Annotated in this window: 14 protein-coding genes; 9 read left to right on the forward strand and 5 right to left on the reverse strand. The window is 72.3% G+C overall.

Annotation, left to right across the window (positions count from 1 at the left end; all coding sequences use genetic code 11):
- Positions 1-23: 23 nt before the first annotated feature.
- A complete protein-coding gene (locus tag ACFQRD_RS13975; protein ID WP_377019361.1) occupies positions 24-671 on the reverse strand; it encodes an SDR family oxidoreductase in 648 nt (215 codons plus the stop codon).
- Positions 672-811: 140 nt separating this feature from the next.
- On the opposite strand from ACFQRD_RS13975, the gene ACFQRD_RS13980 reads away from it, so the two are divergent.
- Positions 812-1,819, forward strand: coding sequence for a DUF808 domain-containing protein (locus ACFQRD_RS13980; protein ID WP_377019362.1), 1,008 nt, complete (start codon positions 812-814; stop codon positions 1,817-1,819).
- Positions 1,820-1,901: 82 nt separating this feature from the next.
- Here ACFQRD_RS13980 and ACFQRD_RS13985 read toward each other — a convergent pair whose 3' ends face one another.
- Positions 1,902-2,414, reverse strand: a complete 513-nt coding sequence (locus ACFQRD_RS13985) for a phosphoribosyltransferase (RefSeq protein ID WP_377019364.1) — start codon at positions 2,412-2,414, stop codon at positions 1,902-1,904.
- Between the two features lie 247 nt (positions 2,415-2,661).
- Between ACFQRD_RS13985 and ACFQRD_RS13990 the strand changes: the two genes are divergently transcribed.
- A complete protein-coding gene (locus ACFQRD_RS13990; protein ID WP_377019365.1) occupies positions 2,662-3,468 on the forward strand; it encodes a TIGR02206 family membrane protein in 807 nt (268 codons plus the stop codon).
- Here the strand turns inward: ACFQRD_RS13990 and ACFQRD_RS13995 are convergent.
- Entirely contained in the window at positions 3,416-6,640 is a 3,225-nt protein-coding gene (locus tag ACFQRD_RS13995; protein WP_377019366.1) for a GH92 family glycosyl hydrolase, read from the reverse strand. The genes ACFQRD_RS13990 and ACFQRD_RS13995 overlap by 53 nt on opposite strands.
- A 97-nt stretch (positions 6,641-6,737) precedes the next feature.
- On the opposite strand from ACFQRD_RS13995, the gene ACFQRD_RS14000 reads away from it, so the two are divergent.
- On the forward strand, positions 6,738-7,214 hold the full coding sequence (locus ACFQRD_RS14000; RefSeq protein ID WP_377019367.1) for a hypothetical protein: 477 nt from the start codon (positions 6,738-6,740) through the stop codon (positions 7,212-7,214).
- On the opposite strand, the gene ACFQRD_RS14005 is transcribed toward ACFQRD_RS14000, so the two are convergent.
- Both ACFQRD_RS14005 and ACFQRD_RS14010 read right to left on the reverse strand, forming a co-directional pair.
- Positions 7,207-7,800, reverse strand: a complete 594-nt coding sequence (locus ACFQRD_RS14005; RefSeq protein ID WP_377804589.1) for a thymidine kinase — start codon at positions 7,798-7,800, stop codon at positions 7,207-7,209. The genes ACFQRD_RS14000 and ACFQRD_RS14005 overlap by 8 nt on opposite strands.
- Before the next feature lie 5 nt (positions 7,801-7,805).
- Complete coding sequence (locus ACFQRD_RS14010; protein ID WP_377019369.1) at positions 7,806-8,321, reverse strand: O-acetyl-ADP-ribose deacetylase; 516 nt, start codon at positions 8,319-8,321, stop codon at positions 7,806-7,808.
- Positions 8,322-8,356: 35 nt separating this feature from the next.
- On the opposite strand from ACFQRD_RS14010, the gene ACFQRD_RS14015 reads away from it, so the two are divergent.
- The 6 genes from ACFQRD_RS14015 (at position 8,357) to ACFQRD_RS14040 (ending at position 14,121) form a co-directional block, all read left to right on the forward strand.
- The gene (locus ACFQRD_RS14015) at positions 8,357-9,013 is read left to right on the forward strand and encodes a mismatch-specific DNA-glycosylase (protein WP_377019370.1); all 657 of its coding nucleotides are present in this window, start codon (positions 8,357-8,359) and stop codon (positions 9,011-9,013) included.
- Between the two features lie 126 nt (positions 9,014-9,139).
- Entirely contained in the window at positions 9,140-10,162 is a 1,023-nt protein-coding gene (locus ACFQRD_RS14020; RefSeq protein ID WP_377019371.1) for an iron-siderophore ABC transporter substrate-binding protein, read from the forward strand.
- Positions 10,159-11,214 (forward strand): FecCD family ABC transporter permease, encoded by a 1,056-nt coding sequence (locus ACFQRD_RS14025; RefSeq protein WP_377804591.1) that lies wholly within the window; start codon positions 10,159-10,161, stop codon positions 11,212-11,214. Before ACFQRD_RS14020 ends, ACFQRD_RS14025 begins: the two co-directional genes overlap by 4 nt.
- Positions 11,211-12,296 carry a FecCD family ABC transporter permease gene (locus tag ACFQRD_RS14030; RefSeq protein WP_377019373.1) on the forward strand — a complete coding sequence of 362 codons (1,086 nt, stop codon included), beginning with the start codon at positions 11,211-11,213 and terminating at the stop codon, positions 12,294-12,296. Before ACFQRD_RS14025 ends, ACFQRD_RS14030 begins: the two co-directional genes overlap by 4 nt.
- Positions 12,293-13,123 (forward strand): ABC transporter ATP-binding protein, encoded by an 831-nt coding sequence (locus tag ACFQRD_RS14035; RefSeq protein ID WP_377019374.1) that lies wholly within the window; start codon positions 12,293-12,295, stop codon positions 13,121-13,123. Before ACFQRD_RS14030 ends, ACFQRD_RS14035 begins: the two co-directional genes overlap by 4 nt.
- A gap of 35 nt (positions 13,124-13,158) precedes the next feature.
- Positions 13,159-14,121, forward strand: coding sequence for a RimK family alpha-L-glutamate ligase (locus ACFQRD_RS14040; protein ID WP_377019375.1), 963 nt, complete (start codon positions 13,159-13,161; stop codon positions 14,119-14,121).
- Positions 14,122-14,173 lie beyond the last annotated feature (52 nt).

The raw sequence follows: 14,173 nt of genomic DNA on the forward strand, positions 1-14,173 counted from the left end.
TGGGCCGGGGAACCGGAGCGGGGTCAGATCGCCGCGTCGAGCGCGGCGCCGATCTCCTGGTCGCCGTCGTTGAAGGCGAGGAACTTCCCGATGGTGCCGGGCCGCTCGAGAGCGGCCACGATGGTGCGGGCGACGTTCCCGCGCGAGACGTGACCGCCCTCGGGGACGCCCACCTCGATCCGCCCGGTGGGCTCGTCGAGGGTGAGACCCGACGGGGCGAGGATCGTCCAGTCCAGCTCGGTGCCCTGGAGGTGGGCATCGGCCTGGGCCTTGGACTCGGCGTAGGCGAAGAACGGGTCGTCCTCGGAGACGCCGTGATCCGGCCCGGCCCCGAAGTAGCTGATCATCACGTAGCGCGTCGCACCGACGCGCCGGGCGGACTCCATCGAGGCGATCGCGGCCCCGCGGTCCACGGCCCACGTGCGCTCAGGGTTGCCGCCCCCGGCGCCGGCGGCCCACACCACTGCGTCGTTGCCGCGCAGCAGCTCGTCCCAGCCGTAGGCGTCGAGGGTCTCGATGTCGGCCACGACCGGCCGGGCACCGGCCGCCTCGACGTCAGCGCTCTGATCCGGGTCGCGGATCACCGCGTTGACGGTGTGTCCTGCCGTCGACAGCAGCGGCTCCGCCAGGAGCGCGACCTTGCCATGTCCTCCGATGAGTGCGATATCCATGCACCAACTGTGGCACCGCGACGACGACCGCGTCGAGATACCCCGAGCTTCATTCCGCTGCGGGCAGACAAAGGAGCGATCCCCGGTATCCTGACCCGGGTCGCCACCGGGGCGGCCGCGCCCTCAGGGAAGGAACCAGCATGGCCGGTGGACTCGCCGCACTGCTCGATGACGTGGCCGCCCTGGCGAGGCTGGCCGCGGCCAGCACGGACGACATCGCCGCCGCCTCCGCCAAGGCCGGATCCAAGGCCGTCGGCGTGGTGATCGATGACACGGCCGTGACCCCGCAGTACGTCCAGGGCATCAAGCCCAAGCGCGAGCTCCCGATCATCTGGCGGATCACCAAGGGTTCGCTGGTCAACAAGCTCGTTTTCATCCTGCCGGTCCTGCTGCTGCTCAGCACGTTCGCGGACTTCCTGCTCACCCCGATACTCATGCTCGGCGGCCTGTATCTGAGCTTCGAGGGCGCCGAGAAGATCTGGGAGCTGGTCAGCGGCACGCCGAAGAAGGCCCCGGCCGCCGCGAAGGGCGCCGACGCGGAGAAGAAGATCGTCTCCAGCGCCGTCCGCACCGACCTCATCCTCTCGGCCGAGATCATGGTGATCTCGCTGAACTCCGTCGAAGCACCCGACATCTGGACCCGCGCCGCGGTGCTCGTGGTGATCGCGCTCGGTATCACCGTCCTGGTCTACGGAACGGTCGGGATCCTGGTGAAGATGGACGACGTGGGCCTGGCCATGGCCGCCGAGGAGAACTCGGCGGCCAAGCAGCGCATCGGCAACTCTCTGGTCCGGGCCATGCCCGTGGTCATGGACATCATCAGCTATGTCGGCATGGTGGCGATGCTGTGGGTCGGCGGCCACATCCTGCTGGTCGGCACCCACGATCTGGGACTCGCTCAGCCCTACGGCTTCGTCCATCACCTCGAGGAGGCCGTCGCCGGGATCGCCGCCGTCGGTGGAGTTCTGGGCTGGCTGATCAACACGTTCTTCTCGTTCCTGATCGGTCTGCTCGTCGGCGCCGTCCTCGCGGTGATCATGCACTTCCTGCCCTTCGGTCACCACGGCGGGGACGAGGGACACGGCGCCGGTGACCAGCCCGGCGACGACGCGGCGGCCCCCACCGAGAAGCCCCGGACCGAGCACTGAGCCGCTGGGAGCACCGCCGGGGAGATCGCGAGGGACGGTCCCGCGGGGGCCTCGCGGCGCGGCTCCCGCGCCGACCTCGCGGTCAGCCTGCCTGAGCGGTGACCGGGGGCTCCGCCGACCAGGGGAAGACGATCCACTCGTCGGTGCGGTGCCAGACGAAGTCGGGAGCGACCACCGAACCGGACTTCGCGTACAGCACGGCGCTGCGCGCGTCGGCCCCCTGCTCGCGCAGCAGGTCCAGCACGAGTGCGAGGGTGCGCCCGGAGTCGGCGACGTCATCGACCACCAGCAGCCGCTTGCCGCTGATCGACTCGGTGTCGAGCATCGGCGCGAGCAGGACCGGGTCCGGCAGCGTCTCGTGCACGTCGGTGTAGAACTCGACGTTGATCGCGTCGGCGAGCTTCAGCCCCAGGGCGTAGGCGAGTGCGCCGGCCGGCACCAGGCCGCCACGGGCGACGGCGATGATGATCTCCGGCGCGAAGTCGGAATCGGCCACCGTTCGTGCCAGCTCCCGCGACGCGGTGCCGAACAGCTCCCAGCTGAGGACCTCCTTGGTCACCAGCTCGGACGAATCGGCGTGAAAGGCCTGGGACATCGCATCTCCTCGGGTGTTCGGCGCGGGGACCCCCGATGCTATCGGCCCTCGGCCGGGGGCGCCGTACCGTAGGCACCGCACCACACCGCACCGCATCGCACCGCCACGGGGCGGGGCCTCCCGACTCCCGGATGAAGGAGGGCCGATAGCGGCCCCGACGGGCAGGCATCCTCGTATGCTCTGCTGGGACGCTTCGACGGATCCGCGCCGGGCGGAGCCGGGACCGCACCGACGGGGAGGATCAGCGATGCCGGAGTCGGACCGGATCGGGTACATGCCCGCCTACGGGACCACGCACCTCGGAGTGCTCCTGATCATCGTGCTGGCGGCGATCGCCCTCGTGGTCTGGGCGCGGCGCGTCGAGCCCGCCACGGCGGACCGGGTGCTGCGCGCTGCCGGCTGGGTGCTGCTGGCGAACTCGGTGTTCTGGACGGCGTGGGGCTTCATGCCCTGGTCCTGGAACATCGACGAGTCGCTGCCCCTGCACTACTCGGACGTCCTGCGATTCCTGATCCCACTCGCGCTGATCACGCAGGCCCGCTGGGCGATCGTGATCATGTACTTCTGGGGACTGACGCTGAACATGCAGTCGGTGCTGACCCCGGACCTGAACTACTTCGTCTCGGTCCCGCTGGAGTTCTCGGAGTACTGGGTCGCCCACGCGACCGGGGTGCTGGCCCCGGTGGTGCTGGTGTGGGGGCTCGGATATCGCCCCACGTGGCCGGGATATCTGCTCACGTATGCCGCCACGGTGGCGTGGGCGCTCATCGCCTTCACCGGCAATGCACTCACGGGCGCCAACTACGGCTATCTCAACCGTGCCCCGGACGGCGCGAGCATTCTGGACGTCATGGGCCCCTGGCCGCAGTACCTGCTGGTCGAAGCGATCGCGATCGCTCTCGTGTGGGCGCTCATGACCTGGCCCTTCACCGCGATCGATCGGCGCCGCGGCACTCCCGCCACGGGACGTGGCGGGCTGCTGCGGCGACGGCGAGGAGATCTCAGCCCAGCAGCTCCAGCTCGGCCAGGCGCAGAGGCCCCTGCGCGGTGGTGATCACCAGGCGGTGATGGGTGCACGCCCGCGGCGTCGCGATCCGGAACGGACGTGTCTGGCGGCGCCAGCGGAACGACTCCCTCGAGCGCTCGTCCAGCACCGTCCAGTTCTCGCCGTCGACCGAGCCCTCGACCCGGAAGGCGATCGGGTCCCCGCCCTCCTGCGCCGAGGAGGTCAAGGTGAGGAACCGCGCCTGGAGGGGCTCGCCCAGCTCGGGCAGCTCGATCACCGCGTCGGCCGTCTCCCAGGAGCGCTCGGTGCGGGAGTCGTCGTCCCGCACCGGATCCGCGGGATCGGCCGCGAAGAGGTCCCGCAGCGGCTGCGGCCGGTGCCCCGCCGGAGTCGGTGAGGGCGGCACCTCGCCCCAGCCCGTCGGCTCGGCGCCGAGGCGGAAGCGGAGCGTTCCGCGCAGGTCCCCGTGCTCGATCCAGGAGTCCCGGTGCTCGCGGCCGTCCACGCTGAGACCCGTGATGACGTCGTGGGCCGGAGCCTGCCCCTCGGCGGTGATCGTGAACGGCTCACCACCCAGCGGCCGCACCGTCGCCCGCTCGAACAGCGGTGCCACCAGGTGGTAGCGGCCCGTGCCCAGCTGCAGCGGGTACAGACCCAGCGCCGTCAGCAGCCACCAGGCGCTCATCTCGCCGTTGTCCTCGTCGCCGGGATAGCCCTGGCCGATCTCCTCACCGACGAACAGGCGGCGCTGGACCTCGCGCACCACCTGAGAGGCGCGGTGCGGCTCGCCCGCGTGGTGGAAGAGGAAGGGGATGTGGTGGCTGGGCTGGTTCGAGACGCCGAACTGGCCCATCCGTACCGCGCGGGCCTCGAGCATCTCGTGGATGACGTGCCCGTAGGTGCCCTTGAGGTCGGCACGCTCGGGGGTGTGGAAGAACTCCTCCAGCTTGGCGCGCAGCCCGGCGCGGCCTCCGTACAGCGCGGCCAGGCCCTCGCCGTCATGGGGGACGTGGAAGGCGAAGTTCCAGCCGTCGGTCTCGGTGAAGTCCCCGCCCCATACCCGCGGGTCGAACTCCTCGGGGCTCCGGGCGAAGCCGCCGTCGGCCCGTCGGCCCTGGAAGAACCCGACGCCGGGGTCGAACAGCAGCAGATAGTTCCGGGCTCGGGCTCGCAGGTACTCCGCCTCCTCGCGCAGCCGGGCGGCGAGGCGGGCGTCGTCGGCCTCCGTCTCCTCGGCGAGCAGCTCGGCCTGCGCGGCGAGCCCGGCATCGTTGATGTGGGCCTCCAGTGCCCAGGAGACGGATTCGGGGGTGTCGGTGTCGACGTAGCCGGTGAACACGGCCCGCTCGTTGCCCTTGCGGCCCACCTCGGGCTGCGTGGGGGCGACGGTGGCGTTGCGCAGGCCGGCCTCGTAGGCGGCGAGCGGGTCCGGCAGCGTGATGCCCTTGACGGCGAGGTCGGCGATGGCGATGTCGCTGCTGGTGCCGGTCATGCAGTCGGCGTAGCCGGGCGAGGACCAGCGCGCGATCCACCCGCCCTCGCGGTACTGCTGGACGAAGCCGTCGGCGAGCTCTGCGGCGAGATCCGGGTACAGCAGCGCGTAGGCGGGCCAGGCCGTGCGGTACGTGTCCCAGAAGCCGTGGTTGACGTACATCCTGCCGGGCAGCACCTGGGCGTTGGTGCGGGTGTCGGTGGCCTCGCCCTTGACCGCGAGCACGGGGCTGGCGTGCACCGGTTCGGGCCGCTCCGGGCTGCCGGCGTTCTCCCAGTGCGAGCTGGGGTAGAGGTTCAGGCGGTACAGGTTGCCGTACAGGGTCCGCAGCTGGGGCGGGGTGGCTCCGGCCGGTTCGATCACGCGCAGGCGCTCGGTCCAGGCGGCGTGGGCCTCCGCGCGCACCTGGGCGATGCTGCGCCCCTCGACCTCGTGGGCGAAGGTGCGCCGGCCCTGCTCGAGCCCGATGAAGCTGGTGACCAGACGCACGGTGACCTGCTGCGTGCCGGGTTCGAAGGTCAGCACGCTGGCGCCGGGCGAACCGCCGCGCGAGGGGCCGACGGCCACCGGCGCGGGCTCGACCTCGGCGAGGACGAACATACGGGTCGCCCCCTCGCCGGCCACCGGGTCCACCCACGCGCGCAGCCTCCCGTCGAAGACCGCACCGGCGGCGTCGATCCGGGCGTGCTCGTCGGTCCCCTCGAGCAGCAGGTGCCGCGGGGAGGGCTCGGCCGGGAAGTCGATCTCGCAGACCGCGCCGTGGTCGCTCGGCGCCAGACGCAGCGAGGTGCCGCCGTCGAGAGCCACCTCGTACAGGTCCGGGCGCGCCGTCTCGGCGGCATGATCGAAGCCCAGGGCACGGGCCTCCGGATCGGCGTCGGGCTCCTCACCGGCCAGCGGCATGAGGACGAACTGGTTGCGGTCGCCCATCCAGGGGCTCGGCTGGTGCGAGACCGCCAGGCCCTGCAGGCGCGGGCGGTTGTCAGCGCCGTTGCGGCGGTGGTACTCGTACAGCCAGCGCCGGGTCCGGGCGTCGGTGAGGGGCGTGAACATCGCGAACCCATTGGGCATGGCGGTGGCCGGGACGTTGTTGCCCCGGGAGAAGTCCCCGGAGGCGTGCGTGCCGCGCCGGGTGTCGACCCAGGCCACGGGGTCACCGGCCGGCGGGTCCGCGGGCCTCGGACCGATGTAGGGGCCGTCGATCCACCCCGTCAGCCGCTCGGGCTCCGCGGGACCGGCGCCCTCGAGGTCGCCCTCGGCGGCGTCCACGAGGTCGGCCTCGGGATCGGCCGGGGCGTCGGCGACCAGCACGACCTCCGCGATCGTGCGCCCGGCCGCGGCCCCCAGGGCGACCTGCACGTCATTCCACTGGTCCGCGTACAGGATCTTTCCCTCGCCCATCCCCCGGGCGGTGGCCTCGGTGCCGTACTGGTCGCGCGGCTCCAGCTCGGAGAGCCGGGCGCCGTCGGTGAAGATCAGGTCGACCGCGACGTAGGTCGCGCCCCAGGTGAGCGCTGCGTCCAGCTGCGGGTGCACGAACACGCGCAGCACGTCATCGGCCTGCACGATGCGCCCGACGGGCTCGTCGACCCCGTCGAGGGGCGGCAGCAGGGACTCGGCCCGCTCCCCCGGCTCGACGGTGTACCGCAGGGCAGAGGCGGCGACGAGGCCGGCGCCGTCCTTGCTGGTGGGAGATCCGACGGGGCCCGGGTCTGCGGTGACGATCATGACCGTAAGGCTATCGATACCGGCTCGCGCATCGCACATCGCCTCGCGGTGCGGAATACTGCGTCGCGACACGGCTGCCGGTCCTCGGGGGGAAGAGATGGTCGACGCACAGTTTCCGCGCACCGCGCGCAGGCGCCCGCTGTGCCATTGGCTTCTGGCCGCGGGCATCGCTGCGGTCGGCCTCGTGATCGTGGGCCTGTTCGCGGTGATCATCGCCTGGCAGGTCCTCACCCGCGGGAATCCCCAGTCGACGCTCGAGGACTTCTACTCCTCGCTCCAGTCCGGCGACTGCGAGCTGTTCGAGGACTCGACGACGCAGGAGTACCGCGAGTCGACGGGGCTGACCTCGTGCGAGGTCTTCGAGGAGACCGTCGGCGGCATGTCCGGGATCGACTACGAGGTCACCGAGCGCACCAACCGCCAGGGCTACGCGATCTTCGACGTGACCGAGACGTACACCGTCGACGGCCGGGACACCGAGGTCCAGCTGCAGTACTTCGTGCGCCGCACCGACGGCCAGTGGGATCTGGACGGGATCCGCCTGGTCGAGCCCGGGGACGACCCCATCACCTGATCCGGGCCCCGTCCGGCCGCTGGAGCCGGTGGCTGCGGCAGCGTGCCTGGTAGGACTCGCTGCCCCCGACCTGCTCGGCCGTCGGCCGCAGTGCATCGCCCGCCTCCCCGGCCAGGCGCAAGTGCAAGGCTGCGTCGGCCCCGCAGACCGCGCACACCGCGGTCAGCTTCACGGCCTCCTCGGCGACGGCCATCAGGGCGGGGACCGGGTCGAACGGCTCCCCGTCGTAGGTGACGCAGAGCCCGGCGACCTCCACGTCGATGCCGGCCTCCAGCAGCTGCTCGATCACCGGCACGATCGAGGGGCCGAAGAACTGCGCCTCGTCGATCGCGAGCTTGTCCGGACGCTCCCCGTCGAGGACCTCCAGCACGTCGCGGGCCTCGCCGAGCATCCTGGCCGGTGTGGAGCGCCCGATGTGGGTGCTCAGCCGACCGGGCCCGGCACGGTCGTCCAGGCGGTGGCCGATGACGTCGACGCGCAGGCCGGCGAGCCGCGAGCGGTGGACGCGTCGCAGCAGCTCCTCGGTCTTGCCGGCGAACATGGGGCCGGCGATCACGGTCAGCCGAGCTGCTTCGGGGCGGCGCATGGAGGTCACAGTACGCCGCGGAACGCCGCCTCGGCCGCCTCGCCGTAGGGCACGAACAGCACCTCGGCGATATCGGCGCCGACCTCGTCGTCCATCAAACGGACCGTCTCGACGGCGATCCGGGCCGCGTCCGGGAGCGGCCAGCCGTAGACGCCGGCGGAGATGGTGGGGAAGGCGACGCTGCGAGCGCCGATCGCGGCCGCGACGCGCAGTGATTCGCGGTAGCAGGAGGCCAGGGTCTCCGAGCGGTCCTCGTTCGTCGCGTGCACCGGGCCGACCGTGTGGATCACCCAGCGGGCCGGCAGGTCACCGGCTGTGGTGGCGACCGCCCGACCGGCGGGCAGGCCGTCGGGCAGCTCGTCCTCCCGCAGCCGTCGGCACTCGGCGAGGATCTCGGGCCCGCCGCGGCGGTGGATGGCGCCGTCGACGCCTCCGCCACCGAGCAGGGAGGAGTTCGCCGCGTTGACGATGGCGTCCGCGGCGGTCGTGGTGATGTCTCCGGGGGCGATCCGCAGCTCCATCGGCTCAGGATACCGAGCCGACGTACAGTGCCCGGATGAGCACGCGCCTCCCCTCTCCCCTGGCCGGCCGCAGGCCCACCCGCGAGGATCTCGCCCGCTTCGCCGCCCTCGAGGGCGATGCCATGGACGATGTCCTCCCGGACCCATCGCGCGGCGAGCAGCTGCGGCTGCTGATCGTCGGCATCAACCCGGGGCTGTGGACCGCCGCGGTCAACGCTCCTTTCGCCCGGCCGGGCAACCGCTTCTGGCCCTCCCTGCACCGCGCGGGTCTCACCCCGCACCTGATCGACGCCTCCCGCGGGCTGAGGGCCGAGGACGAGCAGGCACTGCGCGAGCGCGGCATCGGCATCACGAACCTGATCGGCCGGGCCACCGCGCGCGCCGACGAGCTCGGCCGGGCAGAGCTGCGCGAGGCCGGTGAGGTGCTCGGCCGCCGTGCCGCCGAGCTGCGGCCGGCCCTGGTGGCCATCGCCGGGATCACGGCCTTCCGCGCCGCGTTCACGGTGCCGCGGGCGCAGCTGGGCCCGCAGGAGACCGCAGGTCTGGCCGGGTGGCCGGCGGAGGTGGCGCTGTGGGTGGTGCCCCAGCCCAGCGGCCTGAACGCTCACGCGACCGTGGAATCGCTGGCGGCGACCTGGCGGGACGTCGCCCGCCGCGCGGGAGTCCCGCTCGAGGATCCGCACGACCAGTGACACCCAGTTGCACGCAACACTGCTGTTGCGTATTTTGATGAGGCAAGCCTTAGCTGTTCTTCTCCGGGCCGTGTCATGCCCGACCGGCGCCCGCCTCCGCGCGCGGCCACTGACGAAAGGCCTCTCATGACCCGTCTGTCCCGCCGCGCATTCGCCGGTTCCGCCGCCGTCCTGGCCGCCGCCCTCGCCGGCTGCTCCTCCTCCGGCCAGGCCGAGGAGGGCGGCTCCTCCGACGCCGGTGGAGGTGGCGAGATCACGATCGAGCACGCCTTCGGGACCACGGCCATCCCGGCGGCCCCCGAGGTCATCACCACCGTGGCGTGGGCCAACCACGAGGTGCCGCTGGCCCTCGGCGTGGTGCCCGCGGGGATGGCCGCGGCCAACTTCGGTGACGACGACGGGGACGGGGTCCTCCCCTGGGTCGCCGAGAAGCTCGAGGAGCTGGGGGCCGAGACCCCGGAGCTGTTCGACGAGTCCGACGGCATCGACTTCGAGGGCGTCGCCGACACCGCGCCCGACGTGATCCTCGCGGCCTATTCGGGCCTGACCCAGGAGGACTACGACACCCTCACCGCGATCGCCCCGACCGTGCCGTTCCCGGAGATCGCCTGGGGCACGCCCTGGCGCGAGATGATCACCGTCAATTCCACCGCGATGGGGATGGCCTCCGAGGGCGAGGCGCTGATCGCCGAGCTGGAGACCGAGATCGAGGACGCCGCCGCCGGGCACCCCGCGATCGCCGGCAAGAACGCCATGTTCCTGACCCACGTGGACACCACCGACCTCTCCGAGGTCAGCTTCTACACGGCCCACGACACCCGCACGATGTTCTTCGAGGATCTCGGGATGGCGATCGCCCCCAGCGTGGTCGCCGCCTCCCAGGACGCCACGGAGTTCTCCGCGACGATCAGCGCCGAGCAGGCCGACGTGTTCCACGACGTCGACATCATCGTGACCTACGGCGACGAGACCCTGATCGAGGCCCTCGAGGCCGACCCGCTGCTCTCCCAGATCCCCGCCGTCCGCAACGGTGCCGTGGTGAACCTGCCCAGCGACAGCCCGCTGGGCACCGCGGCGAACCCCACCCCGCTGGCGATCTCCTACATCCTCGAGGACTACCTGGCCGAGCTGGACCGCGCCGTCTCGTGACCGCGACCGCCCCGAGCTCGGCCCCGGCCACAGCAGGCACCGCCGCCACGCTGCGGCGGTCGGCGCGCACGCGCACCCTCTGGCTGCTGGTCACGCTCGCGGTGCTGACGGCACTGATGGCGCTCTCGGTCACCATCGGCTCGCGCGAGGTCGGTGCGGCCGACATCCTCGCGGCTCTCGGCGGATCGACCGATGGATTCGGGCCGGCCGCGGTCGCCACGCGCATCCCCCGCACGCTGCTCGCCATCGCCGCGGGCGCCGCGCTCGGCGTCTCCGGTGCCGTGATGCAGGGCGTGACCCGCAACCCGCTCGCCGACCCCGGCATCCTGGGGATCAACACCGGTGCGTCGCTGGCCGTGGTGATCGGCATCGCCCACTTCGGCCTCACCGCCGCCTCGAGCTACATCTGGGTGGCGATCGTCGGCGCCGGCGCCACCGCGGTGCTCGTCCACACGCTCGGCTCGCTCGGCCGGGGCGGAGCCACCCCCCTGAAGCTCGCCCTCGCCGGGGCGGCCACCGGCGCGGCGCTGACCTCCTTCATCAGCGCTGTCGTGCTGCCCCGCGCCGACATCGGCGACAGCGTGCGCTCCTGGCAGATCGGCGGGGTGGGCGGCGGCACCTACGCCTCCCTGCAGCAGGTCGCCCCGTTCCTCCTCGGCGGTCTCGTGCTCAGCCTCCTGTCCGCACGGGGGCTGAACACCCTGGCGCTCGGGGACGAGCTGGCGGCCGGACTCGGCGAGCGCGTCGCTGTGACCCGGGCGGTGGCCGCGCTCGGCGCCGTCGTGCTGTGCGGAGCGGCGACCGCGGTGACCGGCCCCATCGGCTTCGTCGGCCTGGTGGTCCCTCACGCGTGCCGGCTCCTGATCGGCGTGGACCACCGCTGGCTGCTGCCCTTCAGCGCGGTGGCCGGGGCGGCCCTGCTGACGGCGGCCGACGTCCTCGGTCGCATCGTCGCACGCCCCGCCGAGCTGGACGTCGGCATCGTCACCGCTCTGCTGGGAGCGCCGGTCTTCATCGCCATCGTCCGACGCCAGAGGCTGGCCTCCCTATGAGCGCCACGCTGAGCACGCGAACGCACGCTCCGAGCAGCACCGCTGCGCCCACGACCGGCACCCTGGCACGGGTCACCGCGGCCCGGCGCCGGCGCCGCACCCGCGCCGCCGTGACCGTCATCGTCCTCGCCACGGCGATCCTGCTGGTCTTCTGCCTCTCGCTGATGGTGGGCCGGACGTTCTACACCCCCGCCGAGGTGCTGGCCGTCATCGCCGGCCAGGAGGTGCCCGGGGCGAGCTTCACCGTGGGCAGGCTGCGGCTGCCCCGCGCCGTGCTCGCGGTCCTGGCCGGGGCGTGCTTCGGTCTCGGCGGTGTCACCTTCCAGACCATGCTGCGCAACCCGCTGGCGAGCCCCGACATCATCGGCATCTCCTCGGGCGCCAGCGCCGCGGCGGCCTTCGGGATCGTGGTCCTCGGCCTGTCCGGCCCCGCGGTCTCGCTGCTGGCCATCCTCGCGGGCCTCGGCGTCGCCGTACTGATCTACCTGCTGGCCGCGCGGGGCGGCATGGCCGGGATGCGGCTGATCCTGGTGGGCATCGGAGTCGCGGCGATGCTCCAGAGCCTGACCGACTGGGTGCTCACCGGTGCCGGCCAGTGGGACCTGCAGGAGGCGCTGCGCTGGCTCACCGGCAGCCTGAACAACACCTCCTGGCAGCAGACGGTGCCGGTCCTGGTCGCGCTCGCGGTGCTGGCCCCGGTGCTCCTCTCCCGCACCGGCGATCTGCGCGCCACCCAGCTCGGGGACGACGCCGCCCAGGCCCTCGGCGTACGCGTGGGCCGCACCCGGCTGATCGTCGTGGTCGCCGCCGTGGGGCTCATCTCCTTCGCCACCGCCGCCTGCGGGCCGATCGCCTTCGTCGCGTTCCTGTCCGGTCCGATCGCCGCCCGACTGGTCGGTCCAGGCTCCTCCCCGCTCGTCCCCGCCGCTCTGGTGGGCGCACTGCTGGTGCTCGTCGCGGATCTGCTGGGCCAGTACGCCACCGGTACCCGCTACCCGGTCGGCGTGGTCACCGGCGTGCTCGGGGCCCCGTACCTGATCTTTCTCATCATCCGCGTGAACCGTCGAGGGAGCACCCTGTGACCAGTGACCACACCCTGCGCGTCCAGGAGCTGACCCTCGGCTACGGCGAGCGCACCGTCATCGAGGGACTGGACCTCTCGGTGCTGCCCGGGAAGGTCACCGCGATCGTGGGCGCGAACGCCTCGGGCAAGTCGACGCTGCTGCGCTCGATGTCCCGCCTGCTGACGCCGCGGGCGGGCCGGGTGCTGCTGGACGGCCAGCAGGTCCACCGCATGCCCGCCAAGCACCTGGCCCGCCTCCTGGGACTGCTTCCCCAAGCCCCGATCACGCCCGAGGGGATCACGGTCGCCGATCTCGTCGGCCGCGGGCGGCACCCGCACCAGGGGGTCTTCTCCCGCTGGAGCCGCGCCGACGACGACGCGGTCGCCGCCGCCCTGGACGCGACCCGCACCGCGGACCTCGCCGACCGGCCGGTCGACGAGCTCTCCGGCGGGCAGCGCCAGCGGGTGTGGATCGCGATGGCGCTGGCGCAGGAGACCGATCTGCTGCTGCTGGACGAGCCCACCACGTTCCTGGACGTCAGCCACCAGGTCGAGGTGCTGGACCTGCTGACGGATCTGAACCGGGCCCGCGGGATCACCATCGTCATGGTGCTGCACGACCTGAATCTCGCCGCGCGCTACTGCGACCAGCTGGTGATGCTCGCCTCCGGCGCCGTGCGCGCGTGCGGCCGCCCCGCCGAGGTGCTCACGGAGGACCGCGTGCAGGAGGTCTTCGGCCTGACCAACCGGGTCATCACCGATCCGGTCTCCGGGCTGCCGCTGATGGTGCCGATCGGCCGCCATCACGGTCGAGCGCTGGAATATCCGGCCGCCGATGCGCATTGACGAAGCGCCCAGACATCGCCGACGAGGAGAAGATGATGAGCACCTCCGCCGCCACCGGTGAACCGGCCGTGCACGTGCTGCACGACAACCCCGAGTGGATGCCGCCCTTCCGCCGCGCCTTCGAGGCAGAAGGCGTGCCGCTGGTGGAGTGGCCGCTGGGGCAGGGCACCCTGGACCTGGACTCCGAGCCGCCGCGCGGGGTGTTCTGGTCGCGGCTGAGCGCCTCCTCCCACACCCGCGGCGCGCCTCTGGCGAAGGACGCGGCCCGCTCGATCACCAGCTGGGCCGCCTCCCGGGGCCGGCGCGTGGTGGGCGGCCGCGACGTCGCCGACCTCGAGGTCAGCAAGGTCATCCAGCACTCCGTGCTGCGCAGCGCGGGCTTCGACGTGCCGCGCACCGTGGCCGTCCACGGCCGCGAGGGCCTCCTGGAGGCGGCCGGGAGCATCGAGGCCCCCTTCATCACCAAGCACAACCAGGGCGGCAAGGGCCTGGGCGTGCGCCGATTCGAGGACCACGCCTCCTTCGCCGCGTACGTCGAGGGCGAGGAGTTCGAGGAGGCGGCCGACGGGATCACCCTGCTGCAGGAGCTCCTGGTCGCCGCCGAGCCGGCCATCACCCGCGCCGAGTTCGTCGGCGGCGAGTTCGTCTACGCGGTCCGGGTGGACACCTCCGGCGGCGGCTTCGAGCTGTGCCCCGCCGAGGCGTGCGCCGTGCCGGAACCGGGCGTCGAGCCGGAGCCGATGTTCCGCATCCGCCCCGAGGTCACCGCCGAGGATCCCCTGATCCGCGGCTACCGGGACCTGCTGGCGCGGCACGGTATCGAGATCGCCGGCGTCGAGTACATGCGGACGGTCGACGGCCGCACCGTCACCTACGACATCAACACCAACACCAACTACAACCCGGAGGTCGAGAACGGTCTCGAGGTGCCGGCGGCCCGGCACATCGCGCGCTGGCTCGGCGGTCTGCTGCGTCAGGAGACCGGCGGCGAGCACTGACTCGGCCACCGCCTCGGGATGCCGCTTGCGGCGGCCCCCACCGCGTGGAAGG

This window comes from Brachybacterium sp. GCM10030268 (assembly GCF_042666305.1).
Classification (GTDB): Bacteria; Actinomycetota; Actinomycetes; order Actinomycetales; family Dermabacteraceae; genus Brachybacterium.

Coding starts and splice junctions, on each gene's coding strand:
- ACFQRD_RS13975 (WP_377019361.1), bottom strand. CDS start 671: ATGGATATCGCACTCATCGGAGGACATGGCAAGGTCGCGCTCCTGGCG.
- ACFQRD_RS13980 (WP_377019362.1), top strand. CDS start 812: ATGGCCGGTGGACTCGCCGCACTGCTCGATGACGTGGCCGCCCTGGCG.
- ACFQRD_RS13985 (WP_377019364.1), bottom strand. CDS start 2,414: ATGTCCCAGGCCTTTCACGCCGATTCGTCCGAGCTGGTGACCAAGGAG.
- ACFQRD_RS13990 (WP_377019365.1), top strand. CDS start 2,662: ATGCCGGAGTCGGACCGGATCGGGTACATGCCCGCCTACGGGACCACG.
- ACFQRD_RS13995 (WP_377019366.1), bottom strand. CDS start 6,640: ATGATCGTCACCGCAGACCCGGGCCCCGTCGGATCTCCCACCAGCAAG.
- ACFQRD_RS14000 (WP_377019367.1), top strand. CDS start 6,738: ATGGTCGACGCACAGTTTCCGCGCACCGCGCGCAGGCGCCCGCTGTGC.
- ACFQRD_RS14005 (WP_377804589.1), bottom strand. CDS start 7,800: ATGCGCCGCCCCGAAGCAGCTCGGCTGACCGTGATCGCCGGCCCCATG.
- ACFQRD_RS14010 (WP_377019369.1), bottom strand. CDS start 8,321: ATGGAGCTGCGGATCGCCCCCGGAGACATCACCACGACCGCCGCGGAC.
- ACFQRD_RS14015 (WP_377019370.1), top strand. CDS start 8,357: ATGAGCACGCGCCTCCCCTCTCCCCTGGCCGGCCGCAGGCCCACCCGC.
- ACFQRD_RS14020 (WP_377019371.1), top strand. CDS start 9,140: ATGACCCGTCTGTCCCGCCGCGCATTCGCCGGTTCCGCCGCCGTCCTG.
- ACFQRD_RS14030 (WP_377019373.1), top strand. CDS start 11,211: ATGAGCGCCACGCTGAGCACGCGAACGCACGCTCCGAGCAGCACCGCT.
- ACFQRD_RS14040 (WP_377019375.1), top strand. CDS start 13,159: ATGAGCACCTCCGCCGCCACCGGTGAACCGGCCGTGCACGTGCTGCAC.